The following is a 23,193-nucleotide window of genomic DNA, read 5'->3' on the forward strand; positions in this document are numbered from 1 at the left end:
AGATAAGGCAGGGCTTCCTTCCGGCGCTTCGTCAAGCCTGGGCCACGAGCGGCAGACCGGTTTCAGCCATGAGACTGCAAGCGGCAAAAACCTCCCCGATACCGATCAGGACCGGCCGGTCGAGGCCGATTTCCGCCATGGCCGAAGAAAGGCCGTCCAGGGTGCCGGCCCAGCGCCGTTCGTCGGCATTGGCAACAGAACTGACGATCACGACGGGCGTTCCTGCATCGAGGCCGGCTTCGATCAGCCTGTTCTGGATCTCTCCGGCTGTCCGCCCGCCCATGTAAAAGATCGTCGTTTTTCTCGTATCTGCAATCGCCTGCCAGTCGATCGTCTCGGGCAGGCTGCCATGGCGCGAATGTCCGGTGACGAACTGCACGCTCTGTGCATGATCGCGGTGGGTCAGGGAAATGCCGAGCCGTGAGGCCATGGCGCTCGCCGCCGTGATGCCGGGGATGACCTCGACCGGAATATTGTGCTGCTTCAGATAGGCGATCTCCTCGCCGGCGCGGCCGAAGATCATCGGATCGCCGGATTTCAGGCGCGCGACGTTCTTGCCGGCTTTGGCGAAAGTCAGCATCATCGCGTTGATGTCTTCCTGCCGGCAGCTCTCGCGCCCGCCGCGTTTGCCGACGAGCAGGCGTTTTGCCTCGCGTCGGGCAAGTTCGAGAACCTCGTCCGACACGAGATCGTCGAACAGGATGACATCGGCGGCCTGCAGAGCCCGCACGGCTTTCAGCGTCAGGTATTCCGCATCGCCCGGACCGGCGCCGACAAGCGTCACCCGTCCAGGCGCACGCGCCCGTGCCGGCCGCTGCACATCGGCAAGCAGGTCGCGGACGCTTTCCTCCGTCGGTTCGGCTCCGAAAGCGCGATCGACAAAACGTTCCCAGAAGGCGCGGCGGGCCACACCGGGCTTCAGGCGATTGGCAATCTCCTCGCGCAGAGACTGGGCAAGGGTCGCCCAGGATTTCAGGGATGTCGGCAGCAGCGTCTCGATGCGGCGGCGAATGGCCTGGGCCAGGATCGGGGCTGCCCCATCCGTCGAAATCGACACGACAACGGGCGAGCGATTGACGATGGAGCCGAACTGGAACTGGCAGAACGCGGGCTTGTCGATCACGTTGACGGGAACGCCGGCCAGCCGTGCGGCATCGAAGAAGGTCTGAGCTTCGGCCTCGTCATCGCAGTCGGCTATGGCAAGTGCTGCACCTGCAAGAATGTCCTCTCGCCACGCCATGGGACGGTGAATGAGCGCGCCTTGCGGATGAGGTGAACCTCGCGCGACGAGCGTCGCGCAGGCTTCGGAGAGATGCTCGCCGTAGATCTCGACCCTGGCGCCGCAGGCCGCCAGCAGCTCCGCCTTCCAGGCACACGCATCGGAGCCCCCGGCGACGATCACCCGTTGGCCTGCCAGCGACCAGAAGACCGGCAGCTTGGCAAGCGGCGCCATGCGGGCCGGCGCCCGCTCGGCAATCTCATTCGGCAGCGTCTGCAACACAGGCATTGATGATCCCCCTGATCTCGGCGCGGCAGGAGCCGCAATTGGTGCCGGCCTTGAGTTCGCTGCCGATCGCCTCGACGCTGCGGCAGCCGGAACGGACGGCGGCGACAATCTGGTTGACGCCGACGCTGAAGCAGGAGCAGACGGTTGCACCCGGATCCGGCCTGTCAGCACCCGGCCGGCCGGCGATGATTGCAAAGCGGCGGCGCAGATTGCTGTGATCGGCTGTCAGTTGCGACACCGCCCAGTTGCGTGCCACGGCAACCGGTTCTCGTGCGAGGAAGAGCGCTGCAAGCAACTTCTCTCCGTCGAAGAAGGCAATACGCCGGTCGCCGGATTGCCGGTCGGCGTAACCCAACGGCTCGATATGGTCGGCGATGCCGAAGCTTTTCCGGCACCAGGCCACCCAGTCTTCGATGCCGTCACGGAAGGCAAGCTCCAGCCGCCAGCCGCCATCGGCCTTGGCGAGCGCCCAATAATCGGCATCGGGGACGTCGGGCTTTGCCATGCTGACGGCGAAACCATAGAAGGCGGCGCGATAGCGGCTGACGGCGACCGCGACGTTCTTCGAGGCGGGCTGACCCGAAACGGCGTCCGTCGCGGGTTTGACGACGGCGCCGATCCGCGCTTCGGCGGCATTCTGGTCGCCCCAGTGCATCGGCACAAAAACGCTGCCGCGTGCCTGCCGGTCGGTCACGAGCGCGCGGATGATCGCTTTGCCATAGCCGCTTTCGATCTGCACGAGGGCGGCATCGGCGACGCCGAGTTCCATCGCGTCGCGCGGGTGAATTTCGGCAAAAGGCTCGGCAATGTGGGACGATAGCCGCGCGCTCTTTCCCGTGCGCGTCATCGTGTGCCACTGGTCGCGAATGCGGCCCGTATTCAGCGTGAACGGATAGGCTGAATCTGTTCTGTCGGTTTCCGGCGCTTCGACGGCGATGAAGCGTGCCTTACGATCGGGATGGAAGAAGCCGCCCTCGGCGAAGAAGCGTGTTTCCCTTTTTTCGGATCCGGACGGCTGCGGCCACTGGAACGGCTTCAGCGCGTCATAGGCAGAGGCCTGCGTTTCGGCGTAGGCACCGATGTCGAAGTCGCGGCTGCCGTCATTCTCGAAGGCGGAGAGTGCGGCATGTTCGGCGAAAATGGCGGCCGGAGACGTGTAATCGAAGGCGGCAAAGCCCATCCGGCGGCCGACTTCCGCCATCTGCCACCAGTCGGCGCGCGTCTCCCCCGGCAGAGCGAGAAAGGGGCGCTGCCGCGATATGCGGCGTTCCGAATTGGTGACGGTCCCGTCCTTTTCGCCCCAGCCGAGCGATGGAAGCAGCACATGCGCATGCCGTGTCGTATCGGTCTTTCGCAACATGTCGGACACGACCACGAAGGGGCAGGCGGCAATTGCCGCCTCGACACGGCGGGCATCCGGCAGCGAAACGACAGGATTGGTCGCCATGATCCAGAGCGCCTTGACGCGGCCGTCCTCGACAGCCCGGAACAGGTCCACAGCCTTCAGGCCGGGCTTGGCGGCGATACCGGGCGCGTTCCAGAAGCGCTGCACGCGGTCGCGATCGCCAGCATTTTCGATCGCCATATGGGCGGCCAGCATATTGGCAAGGCCACCCACTTCGCGGCCGCCCATGGCATTGGGCTGGCCCGTCAGCGAAAACGGCCCCATGCCGGGCCGGCCGATGCGCCCTGTCGCCAGGTGGCAATTGATGATGGCGTTGACCTTGTCGGTGCCGGAAGCGGACTGGTTGACGCCCTGGCTGTAGCAGGTGACGACCTTCTCGGTCGTTTCGAACAGGCGGAAGAACTCCCGCACCTGCATGGCCGGCAGGCCGGTGCGCTCAAGCAGCTCGTCGACAGACAGCGCGGCGGCAGCGGCGAAGGCCGCTCCAAAAGCCTCCGTGTGGGCGCCGATATAATTCTGGTCGATGGCGGGGCCTGCCGCCAGATGGGCGAGCAGCCCCATGAACAGCGCCACGTCGCCGTCCGGCCGAATGGCCAGATGAAGATCGGCAATATCGCAGGTCATCGTCCGGCGCGGATCGATGACGACGACCTTCAGGCCCGGCCGGGCCGCCTTGGCGGCTGCCAGCCGCTGGTAGATGACAGGATGGCACCAGGCGAGGTTGGAGCCGGTCAGTATGACGAGATCGGCAAGTTCCAGATCCTCATAGAGACCGGGCACCGTGTCCGAGCCGAAAGCGCGGCGGTGGCCGGCGACCGACGACGACATGCAGAGGCGCGAATTGGTGTCGATGTTGGCGGAGCCGATGAAGCCTTTCATCAGCTTGTTGGCGACGTAATAATCCTCGGTCAGAAGCTGACCGGACACGTAGAAGGCAACGGCATCGGGGCCGTGTTCGGCAATGGTCTCGGAAAACCTGCTGGCGACGAGATCAAGCGCCTCATCCCAGCCGGTCTGTCTGCCGTTGATCTCGGGATGGAGCAGACGCCCGTCGAGATCGAGCGTTTCGGCAAGCGCCGAACCCTTGGAACAGAGCCGGCCGAAATTGGCCGGATGTTCGGGATCGCCCCTCACGGTTACGGCGCCGGCCTCGTCCACCCGGGCGATGACGCCGCAGCCGACGCCGCAATAGGGACAGGTGGTCTTGACCTCCCGTTCCATCATTCGGCCGCCATAACCAGGCTTTCGAGCGCGATATAGAGTGTACCGCCCTCGTTCCTGAGCGGGATGGTGCGCACCGCGCCCTCATCGGCGCCGAGTGCCTTGCCGGTCTCCAGCGAGATCACCCAATTGTGCAGCGGGCAGGTGACGGCATTGCCGTGCACGATACCCTCCGAAAGCGGCCCGCCTTTGTGCGGGCAGCGGTTTTCGATTGCGTAGACCTCGTCCTCGCCCGTGCGGAAGACGGCAATGTTCATGTGCGGGGTCTTCACGCAGCGAGAGCCGCGCAGCGGAATGTCCGAGATGTCGCCGATCGGGTGCCAGTTCATCATTTAAGTCCTTCCTTTGGGGGTGGCCCAGCCCTTCGCTTGCGCTCCGGGCATTCGTCCTTCGAAACGGTTCATGCGACCGTTTCGAAGGCCGCGCCGACCCGTCCTCACTCCGCTGCCTGATTGAAGCCGATGGTCGCCATCGGCCGGAACTCGTGCTTGTCCTTGCCGGAGACACGCTCCGACCAGGGATCGACCTGGGCGAACTTCTGGGAAAAGACGAAGCGCTCGTAATAGGCCTTGCGCTTGTCGTGATCCTCCATAATCTGCCGGCGGATCTCGTCGAGACCGATGCGCTTGGCCCATTTGTAGATGCGCTCAAGGTAGCGGGCCTGTTCGCGGTACATCTGGGTCAGCGCCACGATATGCTCGAGCGCTTCGTCCTCCGTCTTGACGAGGCCGAGCACCTCCGTGCCCTTGATGTCGAGGCCGGCAGCGCCCGCGAAGTGGATTTCGAAACCGGAATCCACGCAGATCACGCCGATATCCTTGCAGGTGGCCTCCGCGCAGTTCCGGGGACATCCGGAAACGGCCATCTTCAGCTTGGCAGGCGTCCAGGAGCCCCACATGAATTTCTCGATGCGGATGCCGAGCCCGGTGGAGTCCTGGGTGCCGAAGCGGCACCAGTCGGAGCCCACGCAGGTCTTCACCGTGCGCAGGCCCTTGGCATAGGCCTGGCCCGAAACGAAGCCGGCCTTGCCGAGATCGGCCCAGACGGCCGGCAGGTCTTCCTTTTCGACGCCGAGCAGGTCGATGCGCTGGCCGCCGGTCACCTTGACCATCGGGATTTCGAACTTGTCGACCACATCGGCGATGGCGCGCAGTTCCTGCGAACTTGTAACGCCACCCCACATGCGCGGCACGACGGAATAGGTGCCGTCCTTCTGGATGTTGGCATGAACGCGCTCGTTGATGAAGCGCGACTGGTAGTCGTCGGCATATTCGTCCGGCCAGTCGCAGACGAGGTAGTAATTGAGTGCCGGGCGACATTTGGCGCAGCCGCCGGATGTCTTCCATTCCAGTTCCTGCATGATGGCCGGAATGGTCTTCAGCTTCTTCGCCTTGATCAGGCGGCGCACATCGTCATGGCCGAGCTCGCTGCAGGTGCACATCGGCTGTACGGCCTTCGGATTGTAGGCGTCGCCCAGCGTCAGGCTCATCAGCTGCTCGACGAGGCCGGTGCAGGAGCCGCAGGAGGCGGAAGCCTTCGTATGGGCGCGCACGTCGTCAAGCGACGTCAGTCCCTTGGCTGTGATCGTCGATGTGATCTTGCCCTTGCAGACGCCGTTGCAGCCGCAGATTTCCGCATCATCCGGCAAGGCTGCAACGGCCGCCATAGGGTCCAGCGGAGACCCTCCCTGATAGGCCTGGCCAAAGATCAGCGTGTCGCGCATGTCGGAAATGTCGACGGCTTTTTTCTTCAGGTCGTTGAACCAGGCGCCATCGGCGGTTTCGCCATAGAGCACCGTGCCGATGATACGGTTGTCCTTCAGCACGAGGCGCTTGTAGACGCCGGCCGTCGCATCGCGCAGCACGATTTCCTGCCGGTCGTCGCCGTCGGCGAAATCACCCAGTGAATAGAGATCGATGCCGGTGACCTTGAGCTTGGTCGGCGTGTCGGAATGTACGAAGCCGGGCGTCGTGTCGCCGGCCAGATGGGAGGCGGCCACGCGTGCCATCTCGTAGAGCGGCGCGACGAGGCCATAGACCATGCCGCCCACTTCAGCGCATTCGCCGAGCGAGTAGATGTCGCCATCGGAGGTCTGCATGCCGGCATCGACGACGATGCCGCGATTGACGGCAAGCCCGGCATCCTTGGCGAGATTGACGTTCGGACGAATGCCGACCGCCATGACGACGAGCGTGGCCGGAATGATCGTGCCATTGTCGAGCTCGACGCCTTCCACCTTGCCGTCGCCGACGATCGCCTTGGTATTGGCCTTGCAGATGACCTTGATGCCGCGTTCCTCGACGGCCTTCTGCAGCAGATAGCCGGCGGCGGGATCGAGCTGGCGCTCCATCAGCGTCGGCATGACGTGCAGTACGGTGACGTCCATGCCGCGCTGGGCAAGGCCGGCCGCCGCTTCAAGGCCGAGCAGGCCGCCGCCGATCACGATGGCCTTTTGCCGCGACTGGGCCGCCAGCAGCATGGCCTGCACGTCGTCAAGATCGCGATAGGTGATGACGCCGGGCAGGTCCTTGCCGGGAACGGGAATGATGAACGGCACGGAGCCGGTGGCAATCACCAGCTTGTCGTAGCTTTCGGTGACGCCATGGTCGGAGGTGACCGTCTTGGCCGCGCGATCGATCTTGATGATCTTGTGGCCCTTGTAGAGCGTGATGCCGTGCTTGATGTACCAGCCGTCGCCGTGGATGATGATCTGCTCGTAGTCCTTTTCTCCCGAGAGGACTGGCGAGAGCATGATGCGGTCGTAGTTGACGCGCGGCTCGGCGTTGAAGATCGTAACCTTATAGCGTCCGGGCGCCTGTTCGAAGAGGTGCTCCAGCATACGCCCAGGTGCCATGCCATTGCCGATGATGACGAGTTTTTCGGTCATATTTACAGTTCCTTGCATCAGGTTGCGGCCACGGGCACGGAGTGCCCCCGACGCGACAATTGCTTTACGGACAGGTGCATCCAGATGAGCGAGACCGCGACGATCGCGAAGAGCAGCACGAAGCAGCTCGACCAGAGGCCGGTCATGTCCTTGAGAAGGCCGAAGGCGATCGGAAGCACGAAGCCGCCGAGGCCGCCCATCATTCCGACGATGCCGCCGACAGCCCCGACGTCCTGCGGGTAATAGGCCGGGATGTGCTTGTAGACGGCAGCCTTGCCGAGGCTCATGAAGAAGCCAAGCACGAAGATGACGACGATGAAGATCGCAGGCGTGATACCGAAGGCCGAACCCGTCGCGGAGGCCGCCGGCAGCGAAAGAATGAGGGTTGCCACGGCCGACACGGCAAACATCGTGTACATCACGCTGCGCGCGCCCTTCCTGTCCGACAGCACGCCGCCAAAGGCGCGGAAGACGCTGCCCGGGATGGAATAGGCGGCCGCGATCATGCCGGCGGTTTCCAGGTTGAAGCCGTAGACGCCGACCAGATAGCGCGGCAGCCACAGGGACAGGGCAACGAAGCCGCCGAAGGCGAAGAAATAGTAGAGCGAGAAGCGCCAGACCTGAAGGTTTCGCAGCGGCGCGAATTCCTGGGCAAGGCTCTTGGAGGCAATGCCACGTTCGCGGCGAAGGCGGAACGCCGGATCATCGGTGGTGGTGAACCAGAAGACGATTGCCATCAGTGCCAGGCCGACTGCCCAGATCTGCGCAACTGCCTGCCAGCCCCAGGCGATGAGCACGAAGGGGGCTGCGAATTTCGTTACGGCCGCCCCGACATTGCCCGCGCCGAAAATGCCGAGCGCCGTTCCCTGCTTCTCTGCCGGGAAGAAGGGCGAGACATAGGCGACGCCGACTGCGAAGGCGCCGCCGGCAAGCCCGACGCCGAGGCCGGCAATCAGCATCTGCGTGTAAGTGTGGGCGTAGGAGAGCAGGAAGGTCGCCAGGGCGGCGGCAAGCATTGTCAGCGTGTAGACGAGGCGGCCGCCATAACGTCCCGTCCAGATGCCGAGGACGATGCGCACGAGCGAACCGGTGAGGACCGGAGTGCCGACCAGCAATCCGAATTCGGCTTCGTTCAGGCCGAGTTCCTGTTTGATGCGAATGCCGATGATCGCAAAGATCGTCCAGACGGCAAAACAGAGTGTGAAGGCGACCGTCGATATCCACAGTGCTTTGGCTGGTTCGCCGGCGGACATAGGGTGCGCTTTCTCGATGACAGACATGGCTTCTCCGTGGCCCGACAAGGTCGCGCCGATCCATCGCTGGGGGTTAAAACAAAAAGCCGCTGGTCAGGACGCGCATGCACGAGGCGCGCAAAATGTCCTGATCAGCGGCTTTGCTGGTGACGTCCGCCGTTGGACGCCGAATCATGGCCTTCCGGCCTATCTGCCTTAAGCAATCTGTGGGCTGGACCGCTCAAGGTTACTGCTGTGTCTCTAACGGGCGCCTGTTGCGCTCATCCTGCTCCGATCGCCTTTGATCGGTGCACCAATAACCAAGCAAGTCATGTGCCAGTTTCCGAATATTTTGCTAGTCTGTTGAATTTGAAGAATTTTTTGGAATCCTGCCGCCTGCGCGTTTTTCGAGCTTCTGTCATTTGTGCAAATCTTTTGTGCGCTCTCGTGCGTCGGACGCATGTCCATGGCGGCCTTTTGTGCAGGTTGACAGGAGATCAGACCTCATCGTTGCCGGGGGCGAAGGGCAGGGCGCTCCTGACGGCAAAGCCTGCAATATAATCCGGCAGTTTGGACGGATCGAAAACATGGCCGTCCATGAAACGGTCATTTTCGTCCGTGCCTTCGATGCGCACGTCCGCATCATCAGGCGCACTGCCTTCTCCGAGGGCTGCCCGATAGAGGTCCGGGCGATAGGCCGAGGCGGCGGCGCGAGCAGGGTTGAGGCCGAGTTCCGCCTGGCCCCAGCGGATCATCTGGCTGTAGATCCAGAGCGCCTGGCTGGTGCGCGGATAGTTGGCAAAGCCCGCATGGAACATGAAATAATCGTCGATGACACGCTGGTTTCCCTTCGCGTCGAGACTGAATTCGCCTGCCAGCACATGGCGGATGATCTCCACCGGGGCGGCGATGTAACGGCTATCCGCCAGTGCTTCGGCAAGCATGTCGTGATTTTCCGGCTGGTCGCACCAGCGTGCGGCCGCATCGAGCGCGACGATCAGCCGGGAGACTGTTTCCGGATGGCTGTCGGCCCAGTCCGGCCGCATGCCGATTACTTTTTCCGGCGCAGAGGGCCAGATGTCCTGCTTGGCGGCGACGATGCGCCCGACCCCGAGTTGCGAGGCAACCATGTTCCATGGTGCGCCCACACAGAACCCGTCGATTGCGCCGGCCGCCAGTGCATCCGGTGTCAACGGCGGCGGCACGACGACAAGTTTGACGTCTTTGTCCGGGTCGATCCCGCCGGCGGCGAGCCAGTAGCGGAATTCGTAATTGTGGGAGGAGAAGGGATAAGTGACGCCGAAGGTCGGCAGCGGCTCGCCGCGTGCCTTGATGTCGGCCAGAATTCTGGAGAGCGCCCTGGCGTTTTCCAGGGCGCTGGCGGTCTCTGAAAGGCCGACCGTATCGCGCATCCTGTCGAACAGGCGGGTCGAAAGCGTAATCGCGTTGCCGCCGCGCCCGAGCGAGAAAGGCGTGATCGTCGGCGAAGGATTGGAGCCAAGGCCGAGCATGGAAGCAACCGGCATCGGCGAGAGCATGTGGGCGATGTCGAATTGCCGGAAGGCGAGGCGATCGCGGACATTGGCCCAGGAGACATCCTTGACGAGATCAAGCGTCAGGCCTTCCTTCCGTGCGAAGCCGAATTCGGCGGCAACAATCAGCACGGAGGCATCCACAAGCGGAATGAAGCCAGCCCGAAGCGTCCTGTCGCCTTCGCCGGCGAGGCGCGAGGGAGCGGGCAGGCCGCCGCCGAGGTGGAGGTTCTTCGTCATCATGTTCACTCCGGCTTCCTCCGGGCATCGGCATGCCAGACCGTCATCACATCAAAAGTCCCGCTGCGGTTACGACACTCTGGGCGATTTCGGACATTTTCTTCTTCTCGTTCATCGCCGTCTGGCGAAGCAGGGCAAACGCCTCTTCCTCCGACAGGCCGCGCATCTTCATCAATATGCCCTTGGCGCGTTCCACCACTTTGCGCTCCTCAAGCGCCGATTTGGCATCGGCAAGTTCGCGCTGAAGCCGGCTGAAGGCGTTGAAGCGGCTGACCGCCATGTCAAGAATGGGTTTGACGCGCTCCTTCTTCAAGCCGTCGACGATATAGGCTGAAACGCCGGCATCCACCGCAGCCTCAATTGAGGCAGTGTCGGAACGGTCGACGAACATGGCGATCGGCCTGCCGACGGTGCGCGTCAGCTGGAACAGGTGCTCCATCATGTCGCGGTTGGGGTTCTCGATGTCGATGATGATGACGTCGGGCCTCAGCGTGTCGATGATCCGCGCCACGCCCTGGACTTCGTGAATGACCGTCACGCGCGCATGGCCAGCCTCCCGCAGCCCCTCTTCGATGATGGCAGCGCGAATGGTATTTTCATCGATCACAAGAATGGTCAGATCGAGCCGGCTCATGCTTCATTTATGACGCAGCGCAGCAAAACGCACAAGCCATAAAGGCAAATTTTTAGGCATATTAGTTCACTGATTAAACAATAGGCAATTTGCCGCCTATATGTGCAATCTCCCGCAGGAGACACCGTCGCGAAAGCCGCGCAACGTCCCTGGCCCGCCAGCGTCAGCTCTACCTATGCCTCAGTATAATGCCCGGCCCGATCCATCGCTGTTATCGTCGGCCGATCTTGAAGACGGAGAGCGAAGATGAGCGATGAACGTCCGGACGGAGTGGAGAGCTACGAGCATCCAGCAGGGGGGTGGGATGCCCTGAAAGCGGTGGCGAAAACACTGAAGCATCAGCAGATCGTCGCACAGGGCAGTGCCACTCTGCTCAAGGCAAACCAGCCGGAAGGTTTTGATTGTCCCGGCTGTGCCTGGCCGGATCCCAAGCATACGTCTTCGTTCGAGTTCTGCGAAAATGGCGCAAAGGCCATTACCTGGGAATCGACTGCCCGGCGTGTCGCGCCGGAATTCTTTGGCGAACATACGGTTTCCGAACTGTGGGGATGGACCGATCACAAGCTCGAGGACCAGGGCCGGCTGACGCATCCGCTGAAGTACAATAGTGCCACGGACAAATATGAAGTGATCGATTGGGATGATGCCTTCAACTTGATCGGCGCGGAACTGAACAAGCTTGCCAGCCCCGACGAGGCCGAGTTCTACACCTCCGGCCGCGCGTCCAACGAGGCGGCGTTCCTCTATCAGCTCTTCGTGCGGGCCTATGGCACGAATAATTTTCCCGACTGTTCGAACATGTGCCATGAGGCAACGAGCGTCGGCCTGCCGCTGTCGCTTGGGGTCGGCAAGGGTACGGTGACGCTCGAGGATTTCGATCACGCCGATGCCATCTTCAGCTTCGGCCACAATCCCGGAACCAACCACCCCCGCATGATGACGACCTTGCATGAGGCCTCGCGTCGCGGCGTCCCTATCGTCGTCTTCAACCCGCTGAAGGAGCGGGCGCTCGAGCGTTTCGCCGCGCCGCAGAACCCGGTGGAAATGGTAACGCTCTCTTCGACGCGCATTGCGTCGGCCTATCACCAGGTCCGCACCGGCGGCGATCTTGCCGCCCTCAAGGGGCTGATGAAGCTGATCTTCGAGCGCGACGCGGCCGATCTCGCTGCCGGCGGCGGGGGTGTGCTTGATCGGGCTTTCATTGCCGAACATACCGTCGGCATCGACGGCCTGAAGGAGGATCTCGCAAAGGCGAGCTGGGCCGATATCCTCGGCGTCTCCGGTCTGACCATGGAGGCGCTGAACAGCGCCGTTGATGTCTACCTCAACGCCCGCAATGTCATTCTCTGTTACGGCATGGGCATTACCCAGCACGCCAACGGAACGGCGAACGTCCAGCAGCTTGCCAATTTCCTGATGCTGCGCGGCAATGTCGGCCGCCCCGGCGCCGGCCTCTGCCCGCTGCGCGGTCACTCCAACGTGCAGGGCGACCGGACCGTCGGTATTACCGAGATCCCCAACAAGGCGTTGATCGACGGCATGGAGCGCGCCTTCGGCTTCCGCCCGTCCGACAAGAAGGGCCATAACGCGATCGAATCCATCGAAGCGATCGCTGCCGGTCGGTCCAAGGCATTGATCTGCCTCGGCGGCAACCTCGCCGTCGCCATGTCCGATCCCGATGTCACCTTCGAGGCCATGCGCAAGCTCGATCTTGCCGTCCACATTGCGACGAAGCTCAATCGCTCGCATCTTCTGACGGCGAAGACTTCGATTATCCTTCCCTGCCTTGGACGCACCGACCTCGACACCCAGGCGTCCGGCCCGCAGGCCGTGACCGTGGAAGATTCCATGTCGATTGTGCACGCCTCGCGCGGCTTCCTGAAGCCGCCGAGTGAACTCCTGAAGTCCGAACCCGCTATCATTGCCGGCATTGCCAAGGCGACGCTGGGTGCCAGATACGGCATTGACTGGAATGGGCTCGTCGCCAATTACGATCGCATCCGCGACAAGATTGAAGTGGTCTTTCCCGACTTCCACGAATTCAACAGCCGTGTGCGGGTCCGTGGCGGCTTCCGGCTGGACGTGCCGGCAGCCTATCGTGTCTGGAAGACGGCAAGCGGCAAGGCAAACTTTCTGGTTGCTCCCGGTCTGGATGAAGATCCCCGCCTGAAGAACCCGACGACACTGGTCTTGACGACGCTGCGCAGCCACGACCAATACAACACCACGGTCTATGGGCTCGACGACCGCTATCGCGGAATTTTCGGCCGCCGCGACGTCATCTTCATGAACAGCAGGGACCTCGCCGAACGCGGCCTGCGCGATGGCGACAGGATCGATATTCGATCGGCCGCCGGCGACGGCAGCGGCAAGACCGTGATCGGTTTCACGGCTGTCGAATACAATATCCCCGCCGGCTCGGTGGCCGGTTATTATCCGGAAATGAATGCCGTCATCGCGCTCGACCACTATGACCGCAAATCGGGGACGCCAAGCTACAAGGGCGTTCCCGTCGTGATCGCCAAGAGCGGGATTCAGGCCGCCGCATGAAGCGTGTGCGCGCAATCCCGGACAGGTTTAGTGCGAAACCGTGTCGCTGATGCCCGTGCTCTCGCGGGCGATCACCTCGAAGCCGAGGTCGATCTGGTTCGGCGGTTGGCGGCCTGTGGAATCGAGGGCCGCCAGCACTTTTTCGGCGGCAAGCTTGCCCGTCTCGAAGCGCCTCGTGACGATCGAGGAAAGCGACGGTGAAGCGCAGGCCGAAAATTCGAGATCGTGAAAGCCGATGATGGCGATATCGCCGGGTACGCGGATGCCGCGCTTGCGGCACTCCTGCATGGCGCCGAGCGCGAGGTTGTCGTCCGTGCAGAAGATCGCCTCGGGCCTGTCACCGCGTTCATGCATCAGGGTCAGGAGGTCGGAGCCGAGCGCAACCGAACTGTGCCGCGGCCGGTGGGTGACGATTTCGAGGTCTTGCAGACCTGCCTCCCGCATCGCCAGGCGATAACCGTCGAAACGGGACTGGGCGCGGTGGTCGAGATTGCCGGCAAGGAAGGCGATGCGCTGGAAACCGCGGTCGATGAGGTGCTGTGTCGCCGCCTGCCCGGCCCGATCCTGCAGCATGCCGATATTGAGATCGATCGGGTCGGGCGAAAGCTCGAACGTCTCGACGACCGGCAGGTGCGCGCGGGTCAGAAGCTGGCGGGCAAGCGGTGTGTGATGAATGCCGGCGATGATGATCGCCTCGACCCGCTGGCCGAGTAGCACCTTGACGGCATTCTCCTCTTCCTGCTCGGAGTAGCGGCTGTTGACGACGATGACCTGGAAACCCGCGCCGACAAGCACGTCGTGCAGCGCGAAAAGGTATTCGGCGAAGATGACGTTGTAGAGCGTTGGCACGATGACGCCGATTGCGTGCGTGCGTGACGAAGCAAGTCGGCTGGCTGCTATATTCGGCACATAGCCGAGTTCCTGGACGGCGGCATGGACGCGCCGCTGGAGCGCCTGCGAGACCGCGTCGGGCTTGCGAAGCACTCTTGAAACTGTGATCGGGCTGACGCCGGCCAGATTGGCCACGTCATCCAAGGTTATTCTTCGCATTGTCTTCTCGCTTTATACAGCAAATTCATCCATATCCGTGATTTATCTCGCAATTGCGAAATATTTCTTCTCGACCACCATAGTTGACAGCGCTAGCAAATCCGATTTGACAGCGCTGTCAACTATGTTACGCTCAAATTGTACCGGAAAAGGATGGGATGGAGCCTTCCGGCATCAGCATGCCAACAAGATTTCAGGAGGGGCGGCCTTGTCCGCCTGAGGAGGAGGCATTCAATGCTCAAAGTGAAGAAAGCGAAGATGGCCCGTGTCGCCGCGTTTTCCGCGTCGGCGTTTGCTCTGCTCTGCAGCACGGCCATGGCGGAGCCGAAGGTCGTATCCGGTCCCGCCGCCGACCCGAACTGCATGGTTCCGTGGTCGGCAGAAACCCAGTTCCTGCAATATCCGAAGAAGGATGGTCCTTACCGCATCGCGCTTGCCAACGGTTACATCGCCAATACCTGGCGCATCCAGATGGTGCAGACCGCAAAGGCCTATGCCGCCCAGCCCGACGTCACCGCCAAGCTGAAGGAATTCAAGGTCGTCTCGACCGGCGAGGATGTTCCAGCGCAGATTTCGGCGATCAACAACTTCATCGACGCCGGCTATGACGCCGTTGTCGTCAACGCCCAGAATCCGACAGCCTTCGGCCCGGTCATCAAGCGCGCCAAGGAGGCCGGCGTCGTTCTCGTCGCCTTCGACAACATCCTCGACACCAAGGATGCGATCAACGTCAATGTCGACCAGAAAGGGCTTGGCGTCATCTGGGCCGAATGGCTGGTGAAGCACCTGCCGCAAGGCGGCAAGATCCTGGAAGTGCGCGGTGTCGCGGGCACCTCGGTCGATACGGACCGCCATAACGGCATTCACGAAACGCTGGACGCTTCCGGCAAGAAATTCACCGTTACCGAAGTCGTCGGCAAATGGGACGATAGCGTCGCGCAGAAGGCGACCGCCGATGCGATCGCCACCAATGGCCCGTTCGATGGCATCACCGCGCAGGGCGGGGATACCGGCGTCGTGCAGGCGATGATCGACGCGAAACATCCCTTCGTGCCCTTTGGTGGCGAGACGGAGAACGGCTTCCGCAAATTCTGCGCCGCCCATGCGGCCGATGGCCTGAAATGTTCGTCGGCCGGTACTGGCCCGGCACAGGTTGCCGTCGCCATCAAGACCGCAATCGCAGCACTTGAAGGTCAGGTCGTTCCGCAGGCCGTCAAGCTGCCGACGGCACTCGTCTCCGATCCTGATTTCAAGGAAGGCCAGGATTATTATCCGAAGGAATCCGACAACTTTTTCGTCGGCAATTCCTTCCCGACCTGCGGCATCAATTTCACCGCGCAGGAAATCATGGGGCAGACCAAGGAAAACCAGTAAGCGCCGCCATCCGGAGATGACCGCGGGCGTTCGCGCCCGTGGTCTCGATCTCGACGCGACCGAATGGAGGCTGGATGCATGATCCTTTCCGAACCGCTTCTGCGCCTGGAAGGCATATCGAAACGTTATGGCGGCGCGGTTGCGCTGAAGGATGCCAATATTGCCGTGCGACCGGGTGCGATCCATGCTGTGCTCGGTGAAAACGGCGCCGGCAAATCGACCCTCATCAAGATCATGGCAGGTGTTGTCGCGCCCGATGAGGGGCGGATGCTGCTCGACGGGAACGAGGTGTCGTTCTTGACGCCGGCTGCCGCCAATGCCGCCGGTATCGTCTGTGTTTTCCAGGAACTGTCGCTTATTCCCGATCTGTCTGTGGCCGATAACATCGTCATCAGCAATCCGCCGCTGCGTTTCGGCATGATCGACCGCAGGCGGCAGCGCCAGATCGCCGAAGCGGCGCTTGCCCGCGCAGGGGCTGCCGATATCCACCCGTCCTCGCTCGTGAAGGACCTGCCGCTTTCGCGCCGCCAGATGGTGGAAATCGCCAAGGCGCTTGCCCGCAAACCGCGGCTGATGATCCTCGACGAGGCAACCTCGGCGCTGACGCAATCGGATGTCGAGAGGATCTTCGGCGTCGTGAAGCAGCTTCGTGCCGAAGGTATGGCGCTGATCTATATCTCCCACCGCATGCATGAGATTGCGGAACTCGCCGATGAGTGCACGGTCTTCCGCAACGGCCGCAGCATCGAATCCTACCCGGCCGGCAGCAAGAGCGACCAGCAGGTGGTAGAATTGATGATCGGTCGCGAATATACCAACGTTTTCCCACCCAAGCCGATGCAGTCGATGGCAGATCCGCCGGTTCTCTCCTGCCGCGATCTCTCCTGGGGCGGTCGGCTTTCCGGCATCAATTTCGATGTTCGGCCCGGCGAGATCGTCGGTTTTGGCGGATTGGACGGGCAGGGGCAGCGCGAATTGCTCCTTGCGCTTTTCGGCGTGCTGCGCGACCTCAAGGGCGAGGTGGCGATCGATGGCAGGCCGGTGGCGCTGAAGGGTCCCGGCGAGGCAAAATCCGGCCACGTGTCCATGGCGCTGATTCCGGAGGATCGGAAGACCGAAGGCTTGATGCTGCCGATGACCGTGCGCGAAAACCTGTCGATCGCCGCACTCGACCGCGTTTCGCGCAACGGCGTGATCGACCGCGCCGCGGAACTGCACGAGATCGACGAACTTGTGAAGCTCCTGGGAATCAAGGCGGCGACGATCGATATGCCTGTCGCCTCGCTTTCGGGCGGCAACCAGCAGAAGGTGGTGATCGCCAAATGGCTGATGAACCGCCCGCGCATCATCCTGCTCAACGATCCGACCCGCGGCATCGATGTCGGCACCAAACAGGAGATCTACGCCCTGCTGCGCAAGCTTGCCGACGCGGGTGCGGCCATCATCTTCTATTCGACCGATTATGACGAGCTGGTCGGCTGCTGCGACCGTGTACTCGTCATGTATGACGGCAGTATCATCCGCATTCTCGAGGGAGACGAGATCAACGAGCGCGAGCTGGTGAGTGCCGCCCTCAACATCGCTGCCGGTGATGCGCAGCAAAGGATGGTTCAATGAGCGAGCAGGCAGCCGGCGAATGGCGCTACTGGTATGTGCAGCAGAAGGGCACGCTTCTTGCGGCGCTTCTCTTCGTCCTGATGTTCATCATCTACGTCTCGAACCATCCGGCCGGCTTCACGCCCAATGTGGTGCAGACGGCTGCCAACAAGGCCACGCTGCTGGCCTTTGTGGCAATGGCCCAATGTTTTGTCGTCATCACGGCTGGCATCGACCTTTCGGTCGGCATGATCCTGATCCTGTGCAACTGCCTTGCCTCCTGGCTCGTCGTCGGAACGCCGCTGCAGACCGGGCTCGGCGTCGCGGCCGTGCTTTTGACGGGCCTTGCCTGCGGCCTGCTCAACGGGCTCGTCATCATTTTCGGCCGGCTGCAGCCGATCGTCACGACAATCGCGACCAGCGCGGTCTTTTACGGCCTAGCGCTGCTGCTGCGGCCGACACCCGGCGGCTCGGTCAATGAGGACCTCGCCGATGCCTTCACGTCGAAGCTTTTCGGCATCCTGCCGGCAAGCCTTGCCGTGCTCGCCCTTGTCGTGCTGGTGATATGGGTGCCGTTCAGCCGTTCCGTTTTCGGTCGCGCCGCCTATGCGGTCGGATCGGCCGAAAACGCAGCCTACATGTCGGCCATGCCGGTGAAACGGGCCAAGCTTGCTGCCTACGCGCTGGCGGGACTGCTCTCTGCGATCGGCGGGCTCTATCTGACCTTCTTCTCCTACACGGGCGAGGCGGCGTTTGCGAGCGGCAACGCCTATACGCTTTATTCGATCGCCGCAGTCGTGCTCGGCGGGGTGTCGCTTGCGGGCGGCAGGGGAAGTGCCGTCGGCGCCGTTTTCGGTGCGCTTGCCTTCCGCACGATCGGCGATTTGCTGTTCGTCTTCGATCTCGACCCGCTCTGGCAGCCGCTCTTCCAGGGTGTGGTCCTGATGCTGGCGGTCAGCATCGGCTCTCTCGGCCTGTCGCGCGTTCGCAACCGTCTGGAGTGGTTCCAATGAGCGAGGATGCTTCCAGCATGCGGCAAATTCCCGTGCCCGCCCGGTTGCGCGGCGTCGATCCGGCGGTGGCGATCGCCTTCGGATGCATCATCCTGCTGCTTCTCGGCGGCTCGCTCTATTCGCCCAACTTTCTGTCGCCCGACTATCTGCTGCAGCAATTGAAGGTGGCTTCCTTCCTCGGTGTTATCGCCACCGGCATGATGGCCGTCATTCTGCTTGGGCAGATCGATCTGTCGGTGCCCTGGGTCGTGACGACGGGAGCGATGATGGCCTGTGCCGCCACCGCCTACGGGACGACGGGCGCAATCCTTGCGATTCCCTTCGGCATCCTCTGCGGTGCTGCGATCGGTGTCGTCAACGGCATTGCCGTCGCTTATCTGCGCATTCCCTCGATGATCATTACCCTTGCCACCAATGCGGTCGCCCAGGGCCTGATGGTCGTCTATACCGGGGGCTTCTCGCCGCAGGATTCGGCGTCTGCCGCCATGCGATTTCTGGCCACCGGCTATGCCATTCCAGGGCTTCCGAACGGCGTTCTCGTGTGGCTCGTTGTCGGCCTGCTTGCCGTCTTTCTTTTGACGCGCACCACATTCGGCCGGGCGCTCTACGCGATCGGCAACCGTGAACGTGCCGCCTATATGTCCGGCATCAACACGCGCCGGATCACCCTGTTCGCCTTCGTCATCTCCGGCGGCCTCAGTGCGCTCGGCGGCGTTCTTCTCGCCGGCTATGCCTCGAAAGCATCGCAGTCCATGGGCGACGCCTATCTCCTGCCGTCGATTGCTGCCGTCGTGCTCGGCGGTACGCATGTGCTCGGCGGCAAGGGTTCTTACCTCGGGACTGTCGCCGGCGTCATCCTGATCACCCTGCTGCAGTCAATTCTCTCGGTCATGCAGATCGAGGAGGCCGGCCGCCAGCTCATCTATGGTGCGGTCATTATCGGCATGCTGCTGCTCTATGGGCGGCAGAAGGTCTTCTGACCAGGCTCAGCCTTTTTCTACGTTCGCCATAAAACCCGGCGCGCTCGGGTTCGTCGCGATGGCGACGGACCGTCCGGCAGCATGCGAGGCGGCGACATCCGGCGGTCCTTGTCGGCACCGCCGACCCGGCCGCGATTTTCACCGGCGGTTCCTCCTGCTCGCTGCTTCTCTGTTCAACGAATTGAATTTGCATCACTTTTCAGTGCTGCTCCGGTTCTTTGGCGCTCTGACATTTATATGATTATGCGACGCTTGACATTTGTCGAACTGCAATTGAATATTGTCAGCATCGGCATTGGGCGGAGGTTCCCTGTGCCGAGCGGCGCACCGGAATGGGTTCGCCGGATGTATGCGTGGAGGAAACTGACGTGGAATTTCTGCTGGAAGTGGAGGGGCTCAAGAAGTCCTTTGGCGGCGTCGCAGCCCTGCGCGACGGCCGCTTCCAACTTCGCGCCGGCTCGGTCCACGCGCTCTGCGGTGGCAATGGTGCCGGCAAGTCGACCTTCCTGAAGATCCTGATGGGTATCCACAAGCGCGATGCCGGCTCGATCCGCCGGCGCGGTCGCGAGGTGGATTTCTCCGGTCCGGCCGATGCGCTCGCATCCGGTATCGCCATTATCGAGCAGGAGCTGAGCCCGGTCCCGCACATGACGGTCGCCGAGAACATCTATCTCGGTCGCGAGCCGTCCGCCCGTTTCGGCGGCATCGATTTTCGCAGCATGAACCGGGCAGCGCAGAAGCTGCTGGACGAACTGGAATTCGATATCCGCGCGAACCAGTACATGATGAATCTCTCGGTCGCGCAGATGCAGCTGGTGGAAATCGCCAAGGCTCTGAGCCACGATGCCGAAGTCATCTTCATGGACGAGCCGACGTCGGCTATCGGCGAGCGTGAAGCCCAGCAGCTGTTTGCAGCGATCCGCCGTCTGCAGGCGCAGGGGCGCGGCATCGTCTACGTTTCCCACCGCCTCTCGGAAATCTTCCAGATAGCCGATTCCTACACCGTCTTCCGTGACGGTTCCTTTGTCGGCGCAGGCGCCTTGTCGGAGATCGACCGGCCAAGCCTGATCCGCATGATCGTCGGGCGGGAACTTGCCGAGGAATACGTCAAGACCAACATGCCGACTGCGGATATCGGTCTGGAGGTCAGCGCGCTCTCCTGCCCGAACAAGATCGAGGATATTTCCTTTGCCGCCCGCAAGGGCGAGATCTTCGGCATCTATGGGCTCATGGGCTCCGGCCGCACGGAAATCTTCAACTGCCTCTTCGGCCTCGACAAGCCGTCCGCGGGGCGCATCGCGGTCGATGGGGCGCCGGTCTCCATCTCCAAGCCATCCGACGCCATGGCGCACGGGCTGGCGCTGGTGACGGAGGATCGCAAGCAGACAGGGCTCAACCTGTCTGATTCCGTCCGCGCCAATATCTGCATGGCGAGCCTGCCGGAGCTGAGCCCCGCCTTTGCCATGGACCATGCGAAGGAGGCAGATGCCAGCCGGCGTATGCGCGAGCAGTTTCAGATCAAGGCGGCGCGCGACACCATGCCGGTATCGGGCCTGTCCGGCGGCAACCAGCAAAAGGTCGTGCTTGGCAAATGGTTCCTGCGCAACCCCAAGGTCCTGCTGCTGGACGAGCCGACACGCGGGGTCGATGTCGGCGCCAAGCGCGAAATCTACCGCATCATCTGCGACTTCGCCGAAGGCGGCGGCACCGTGGTGATGATCTCATCGGAAATCGACGAAGTTCTCGGCATGTCGGACCGCATCATGGTGATGCGTGGCGGCAAGAGCGCCGGAATATACAGCCGGGAGGAGACGAATGCCCAATCACTCGTCCACTTATCAACCTGACCAGGGTCAGGGCGTTCGTCCGGCAGCAGAGGAGCAGGCAGTGTCAGTGAATGACAACAAGAGTGCGGGCGGCTGGTTCAAGAGCGAACAGCGGCGTCTGATCGTGCAGGAATACGGCATCTTTCTCGCCTTCCTGCTCCTGGTCGTTATTCTCTCGTTCTCGAACGAATTCTTCCTGACCGGCGGCAATATCTCCAACGTTCTGCTGCAGACCTCCATCAACGGCGTGCTGGCGATCGGCATGACCTTCGTGATCCTGACGCGCGGCATCGATCTGTCGGTCGGTTCGGTCGTCGCACTTGCCGGCATCGTCAGCGCCAGTTTTGCCACCACTTCGGCAACGGCCGGTGTCATCGGCTCGCCCTATCCGGTCGCGATCGGTTTGGCGGTCGGCGTGCTGGTCGGCATCATCTGCGGCTCGATCTCGGGCGCGATCGTCTCGCGCTTCTCGGTACCGGCCTTCGTCGCGACACTCGGCATGCTTTCGGCGGCCCGCGGCATGACCCTGATCTATGGCGGCGGGCGTCCCGTTCCCGCGCTCACGCCCGCCTTCCGCTGGATCGGCACCGGCGATGTGTTCGGCATTCCGGCGCCCGTCATCGTGCTTGCGGTCGTCTTCGCGGTTTCCTGGTGGATCCTCAACCGCACGCGGTTCGGCCGCTATATCTACGCCGTCGGCGGCAATCCCCATGCGGCCAAGACTTCGGGCATCAATACCGACCGTATACGCTTTACCGTCTATGTCATCTCGGGTGGCCTTGCAGGGCTTGCGGGCATCCTGCTCAGCGCCCGTACCGGCTCGGGCCTGCCGCAGGCCGGTGTCGCCTACGAGCTGGACGCGATTGCCGCGGTCGTCATCGGCGGCACCAGCCTTTCCGGCGGCGTCGGCCGGGTGACGGGAACGCTGATCGGCGCGCTCATCATCGGCGTCATGAACAACGGCCTCGATCTGATGGGTATCCAGTCCTACTACCAGCAGGTTCTGAAGGGCGCGCTGATCGTCGGCGCCGTCATGCTCGACCAGAAACGGAATTTCGGAGCCTGAATTCGACAGCAGAAATTCGGGGCAGGCGGCCCGCCGCCCCGTCAGACAGGCAAGCCATGCCGGCAGCCTAAACCCAAAGTGGAGGAAATGATAATGAGAAAGCTACTGATTGCGCTCGCTTCGACAACGGCGCTGCTGGCAACGTCTGCCGCAGCCCAGGAAAAGATCAAGATCGGCGCAGCTCCCTACGGCCTAAACGCGGAGTTCATGCAGATCTGGACGGCAGCCCTGCAGGACCATCCGGCGGTCAAGAGCGGCGAAGTCGAACTGACGGTTTTCGATGGCCGCTATGATGCGCTGGTCCAGCAGGATCAGTTCAAGACGATGATCACCCAGAAGTACAACGCCATCATCTTTGCGCCGATCGATGTCGATGCAGGGGCGGCCGCCGTCCAGTCGGCTGTTGATGCCGGCATTCCGGTCATCGGCTCCAACACCCGCGTCAATTCCGATCAGCTGACCTCCTATGTCGGCTCCGACGATACGGTGTCGGGCTATCTGGAAGCCAAGAGCGTTCTGGACAAGATCGGCTGCAAGGGTAATGTCGTCATCATCGAAGGCCCGGTCGGCCAGTCGGCGCAGATCCAGCGTCTGGAGGGCAACAAGAAGGCGCTTGCCGAGTGCCCGGATGTGAAGGTTCTCGAGGACCAGACGGCAAACTGGTCGCGCGCGGAGGCTCAGACGCTGATGGAAAACTGGCTGACGGCCCACCCGAACCAGATCAACGGCATTATCGGCCAGAACGATGAAATGGCCCTTGGCGCCATTGAAGCGATCAAGGCCGCCGGTCTCGACGTCAAGAGCTTCGCCATCGCCGGTATCGACGGCGTCACCGACGCGCTGCGTGCGGTCAAGGCCGGCGAAATGACCTCGATCCTGCAGGATGCCCGCGCCCAGGCGCAAGGCGCTCTGGATCTGGCGATCTACAATGCCAGGAAAGGCGACTACAAGCCGGAATCCGATATCTGGACCACCTACAAGGATATGCCGTGGAACGACGGCAAGGATAAGACCTACAATGTTCCGTGGACCCCGGTGACGGCCGAAAACGTCGACCGGCTGCTGTCGACCCGCAAATGA

Annotated in this window: 16 protein-coding genes; 8 read left to right on the plus strand and 8 right to left on the minus strand. The window is 62.4% G+C overall.

The annotated features are described in order from the left end of the window. Positions 1 to 31: 31 nt before the first annotated feature. From cysG to ACU8HS_RS27060, 7 genes are all read right to left on the minus strand, one after another. Complete coding sequence (gene cysG, locus ACU8HS_RS27030; protein ID WP_447016097.1) at positions 32 to 1,507, minus strand: siroheme synthase CysG; 1,476 nt, start codon at positions 1,505 to 1,507, stop codon at positions 32 to 34. Continuing rightward, the gene (locus ACU8HS_RS27035) at positions 1,479 to 4,133 is read right to left on the minus strand and encodes a nitrate reductase (protein ID WP_447016473.1); all 2,655 of its coding nucleotides are present in this window, start codon (positions 4,131 to 4,133) and stop codon (positions 1,479 to 1,481) included. Before ACU8HS_RS27035 ends, cysG begins: the two co-directional genes overlap by 29 nt. Beyond that, entirely contained in the window at positions 4,133 to 4,462 is a 330-nt protein-coding gene (gene nirD, locus ACU8HS_RS27040; RefSeq protein ID WP_112570784.1) for a nitrite reductase small subunit NirD, read from the minus strand. The genes ACU8HS_RS27035 and nirD overlap by 1 nt, the downstream gene beginning before the upstream one ends. Before the next feature lie 107 nt (positions 4,463 to 4,569). Beyond that, positions 4,570 to 7,020 carry a nitrite reductase large subunit NirB gene (gene nirB, locus ACU8HS_RS27045; protein ID WP_447016098.1) on the minus strand — a complete coding sequence of 817 codons (2,451 nt, stop codon included), beginning with the start codon at positions 7,018 to 7,020 and terminating at the stop codon, positions 4,570 to 4,572. 17 nt (positions 7,021 to 7,037) lie between these two features. After that, positions 7,038 to 8,300: an MFS transporter gene (locus ACU8HS_RS27050; RefSeq protein ID WP_113414534.1), complete on the minus strand. Its 1,263-nt coding sequence runs from the start codon at positions 8,298 to 8,300 to the stop codon at positions 7,038 to 7,040. A 449-nt stretch (positions 8,301 to 8,749) separates the two neighbouring features. After that, positions 8,750 to 10,033, minus strand: coding sequence for a CmpA/NrtA family ABC transporter substrate-binding protein (locus ACU8HS_RS27055; protein ID WP_377312727.1), 1,284 nt, complete (start codon positions 10,031 to 10,033; stop codon positions 8,750 to 8,752). A gap of 37 nt (positions 10,034 to 10,070) precedes the next feature. Next, on the minus strand, positions 10,071 to 10,658 hold the full coding sequence (locus tag ACU8HS_RS27060; protein ID WP_112570751.1) for an ANTAR domain-containing response regulator: 588 nt from the start codon (positions 10,656 to 10,658) through the stop codon (positions 10,071 to 10,073). A gap of 246 nt (positions 10,659 to 10,904) precedes the next feature. Here ACU8HS_RS27060 and ACU8HS_RS27065 point away from each other — a divergent pair, with 246 nt between their 5' ends. Continuing rightward, positions 10,905 to 13,208, plus strand: a complete 2,304-nt coding sequence (locus ACU8HS_RS27065; protein ID WP_447016099.1) for an FdhF/YdeP family oxidoreductase — start codon at positions 10,905 to 10,907, stop codon at positions 13,206 to 13,208. Between the two features lie 27 nt (positions 13,209 to 13,235). On the opposite strand, the gene ACU8HS_RS27070 is transcribed toward ACU8HS_RS27065, so the two are convergent. Beyond that, positions 13,236 to 14,258, minus strand: coding sequence for a LacI family DNA-binding transcriptional regulator (locus ACU8HS_RS27070; protein ID WP_113414532.1), 1,023 nt, complete (start codon positions 14,256 to 14,258; stop codon positions 13,236 to 13,238). Positions 14,259 to 14,492: 234 nt separating this feature from the next. On the opposite strand from ACU8HS_RS27070, the gene ACU8HS_RS27075 reads away from it, so the two are divergent. The 7 genes from ACU8HS_RS27075 (at position 14,493) to ACU8HS_RS27105 (ending at position 23,193) form a co-directional block, all read left to right on the plus strand. Continuing rightward, positions 14,493 to 15,632 carry a sugar ABC transporter substrate-binding protein gene (locus tag ACU8HS_RS27075; RefSeq protein ID WP_447016100.1) on the plus strand — a complete coding sequence of 380 codons (1,140 nt, stop codon included), beginning with the start codon at positions 14,493 to 14,495 and terminating at the stop codon, positions 15,630 to 15,632. Between the two features lie 78 nt (positions 15,633 to 15,710). Continuing rightward, positions 15,711 to 17,249 (plus strand): sugar ABC transporter ATP-binding protein, encoded by a 1,539-nt coding sequence (locus ACU8HS_RS27080; RefSeq protein ID WP_447016101.1) that lies wholly within the window; start codon positions 15,711 to 15,713, stop codon positions 17,247 to 17,249. Further along, a complete protein-coding gene (locus tag ACU8HS_RS27085) occupies positions 17,246 to 18,241 on the plus strand; it encodes an ABC transporter permease (protein WP_112570741.1) in 996 nt (331 codons plus the stop codon). The genes ACU8HS_RS27080 and ACU8HS_RS27085 overlap by 4 nt, the downstream gene beginning before the upstream one ends. Beyond that, entirely contained in the window at positions 18,238 to 19,221 is a 984-nt protein-coding gene (locus ACU8HS_RS27090; RefSeq protein ID WP_447016102.1) for an ABC transporter permease, read from the plus strand. Before ACU8HS_RS27085 ends, ACU8HS_RS27090 begins: the two co-directional genes overlap by 4 nt. Before the next feature lie 368 nt (positions 19,222 to 19,589). Beyond that, positions 19,590 to 21,068 (plus strand): sugar ABC transporter ATP-binding protein, encoded by a 1,479-nt coding sequence (locus tag ACU8HS_RS27095; RefSeq protein WP_447016103.1) that lies wholly within the window; start codon positions 19,590 to 19,592, stop codon positions 21,066 to 21,068. Then, positions 21,037 to 22,113, plus strand: a complete 1,077-nt coding sequence (locus ACU8HS_RS27100; RefSeq protein WP_447016104.1) for an ABC transporter permease — start codon at positions 21,037 to 21,039, stop codon at positions 22,111 to 22,113. The genes ACU8HS_RS27095 and ACU8HS_RS27100 overlap by 32 nt, the downstream gene beginning before the upstream one ends. A 93-nt stretch (positions 22,114 to 22,206) precedes the next feature. Then, entirely contained in the window at positions 22,207 to 23,193 is a 987-nt protein-coding gene (locus ACU8HS_RS27105; RefSeq protein ID WP_447016105.1) for a substrate-binding domain-containing protein, read from the plus strand.

The sequence above is a fragment of the Rhizobium sp. KDH_Rht_773_N genome (assembly GCF_052946295.1).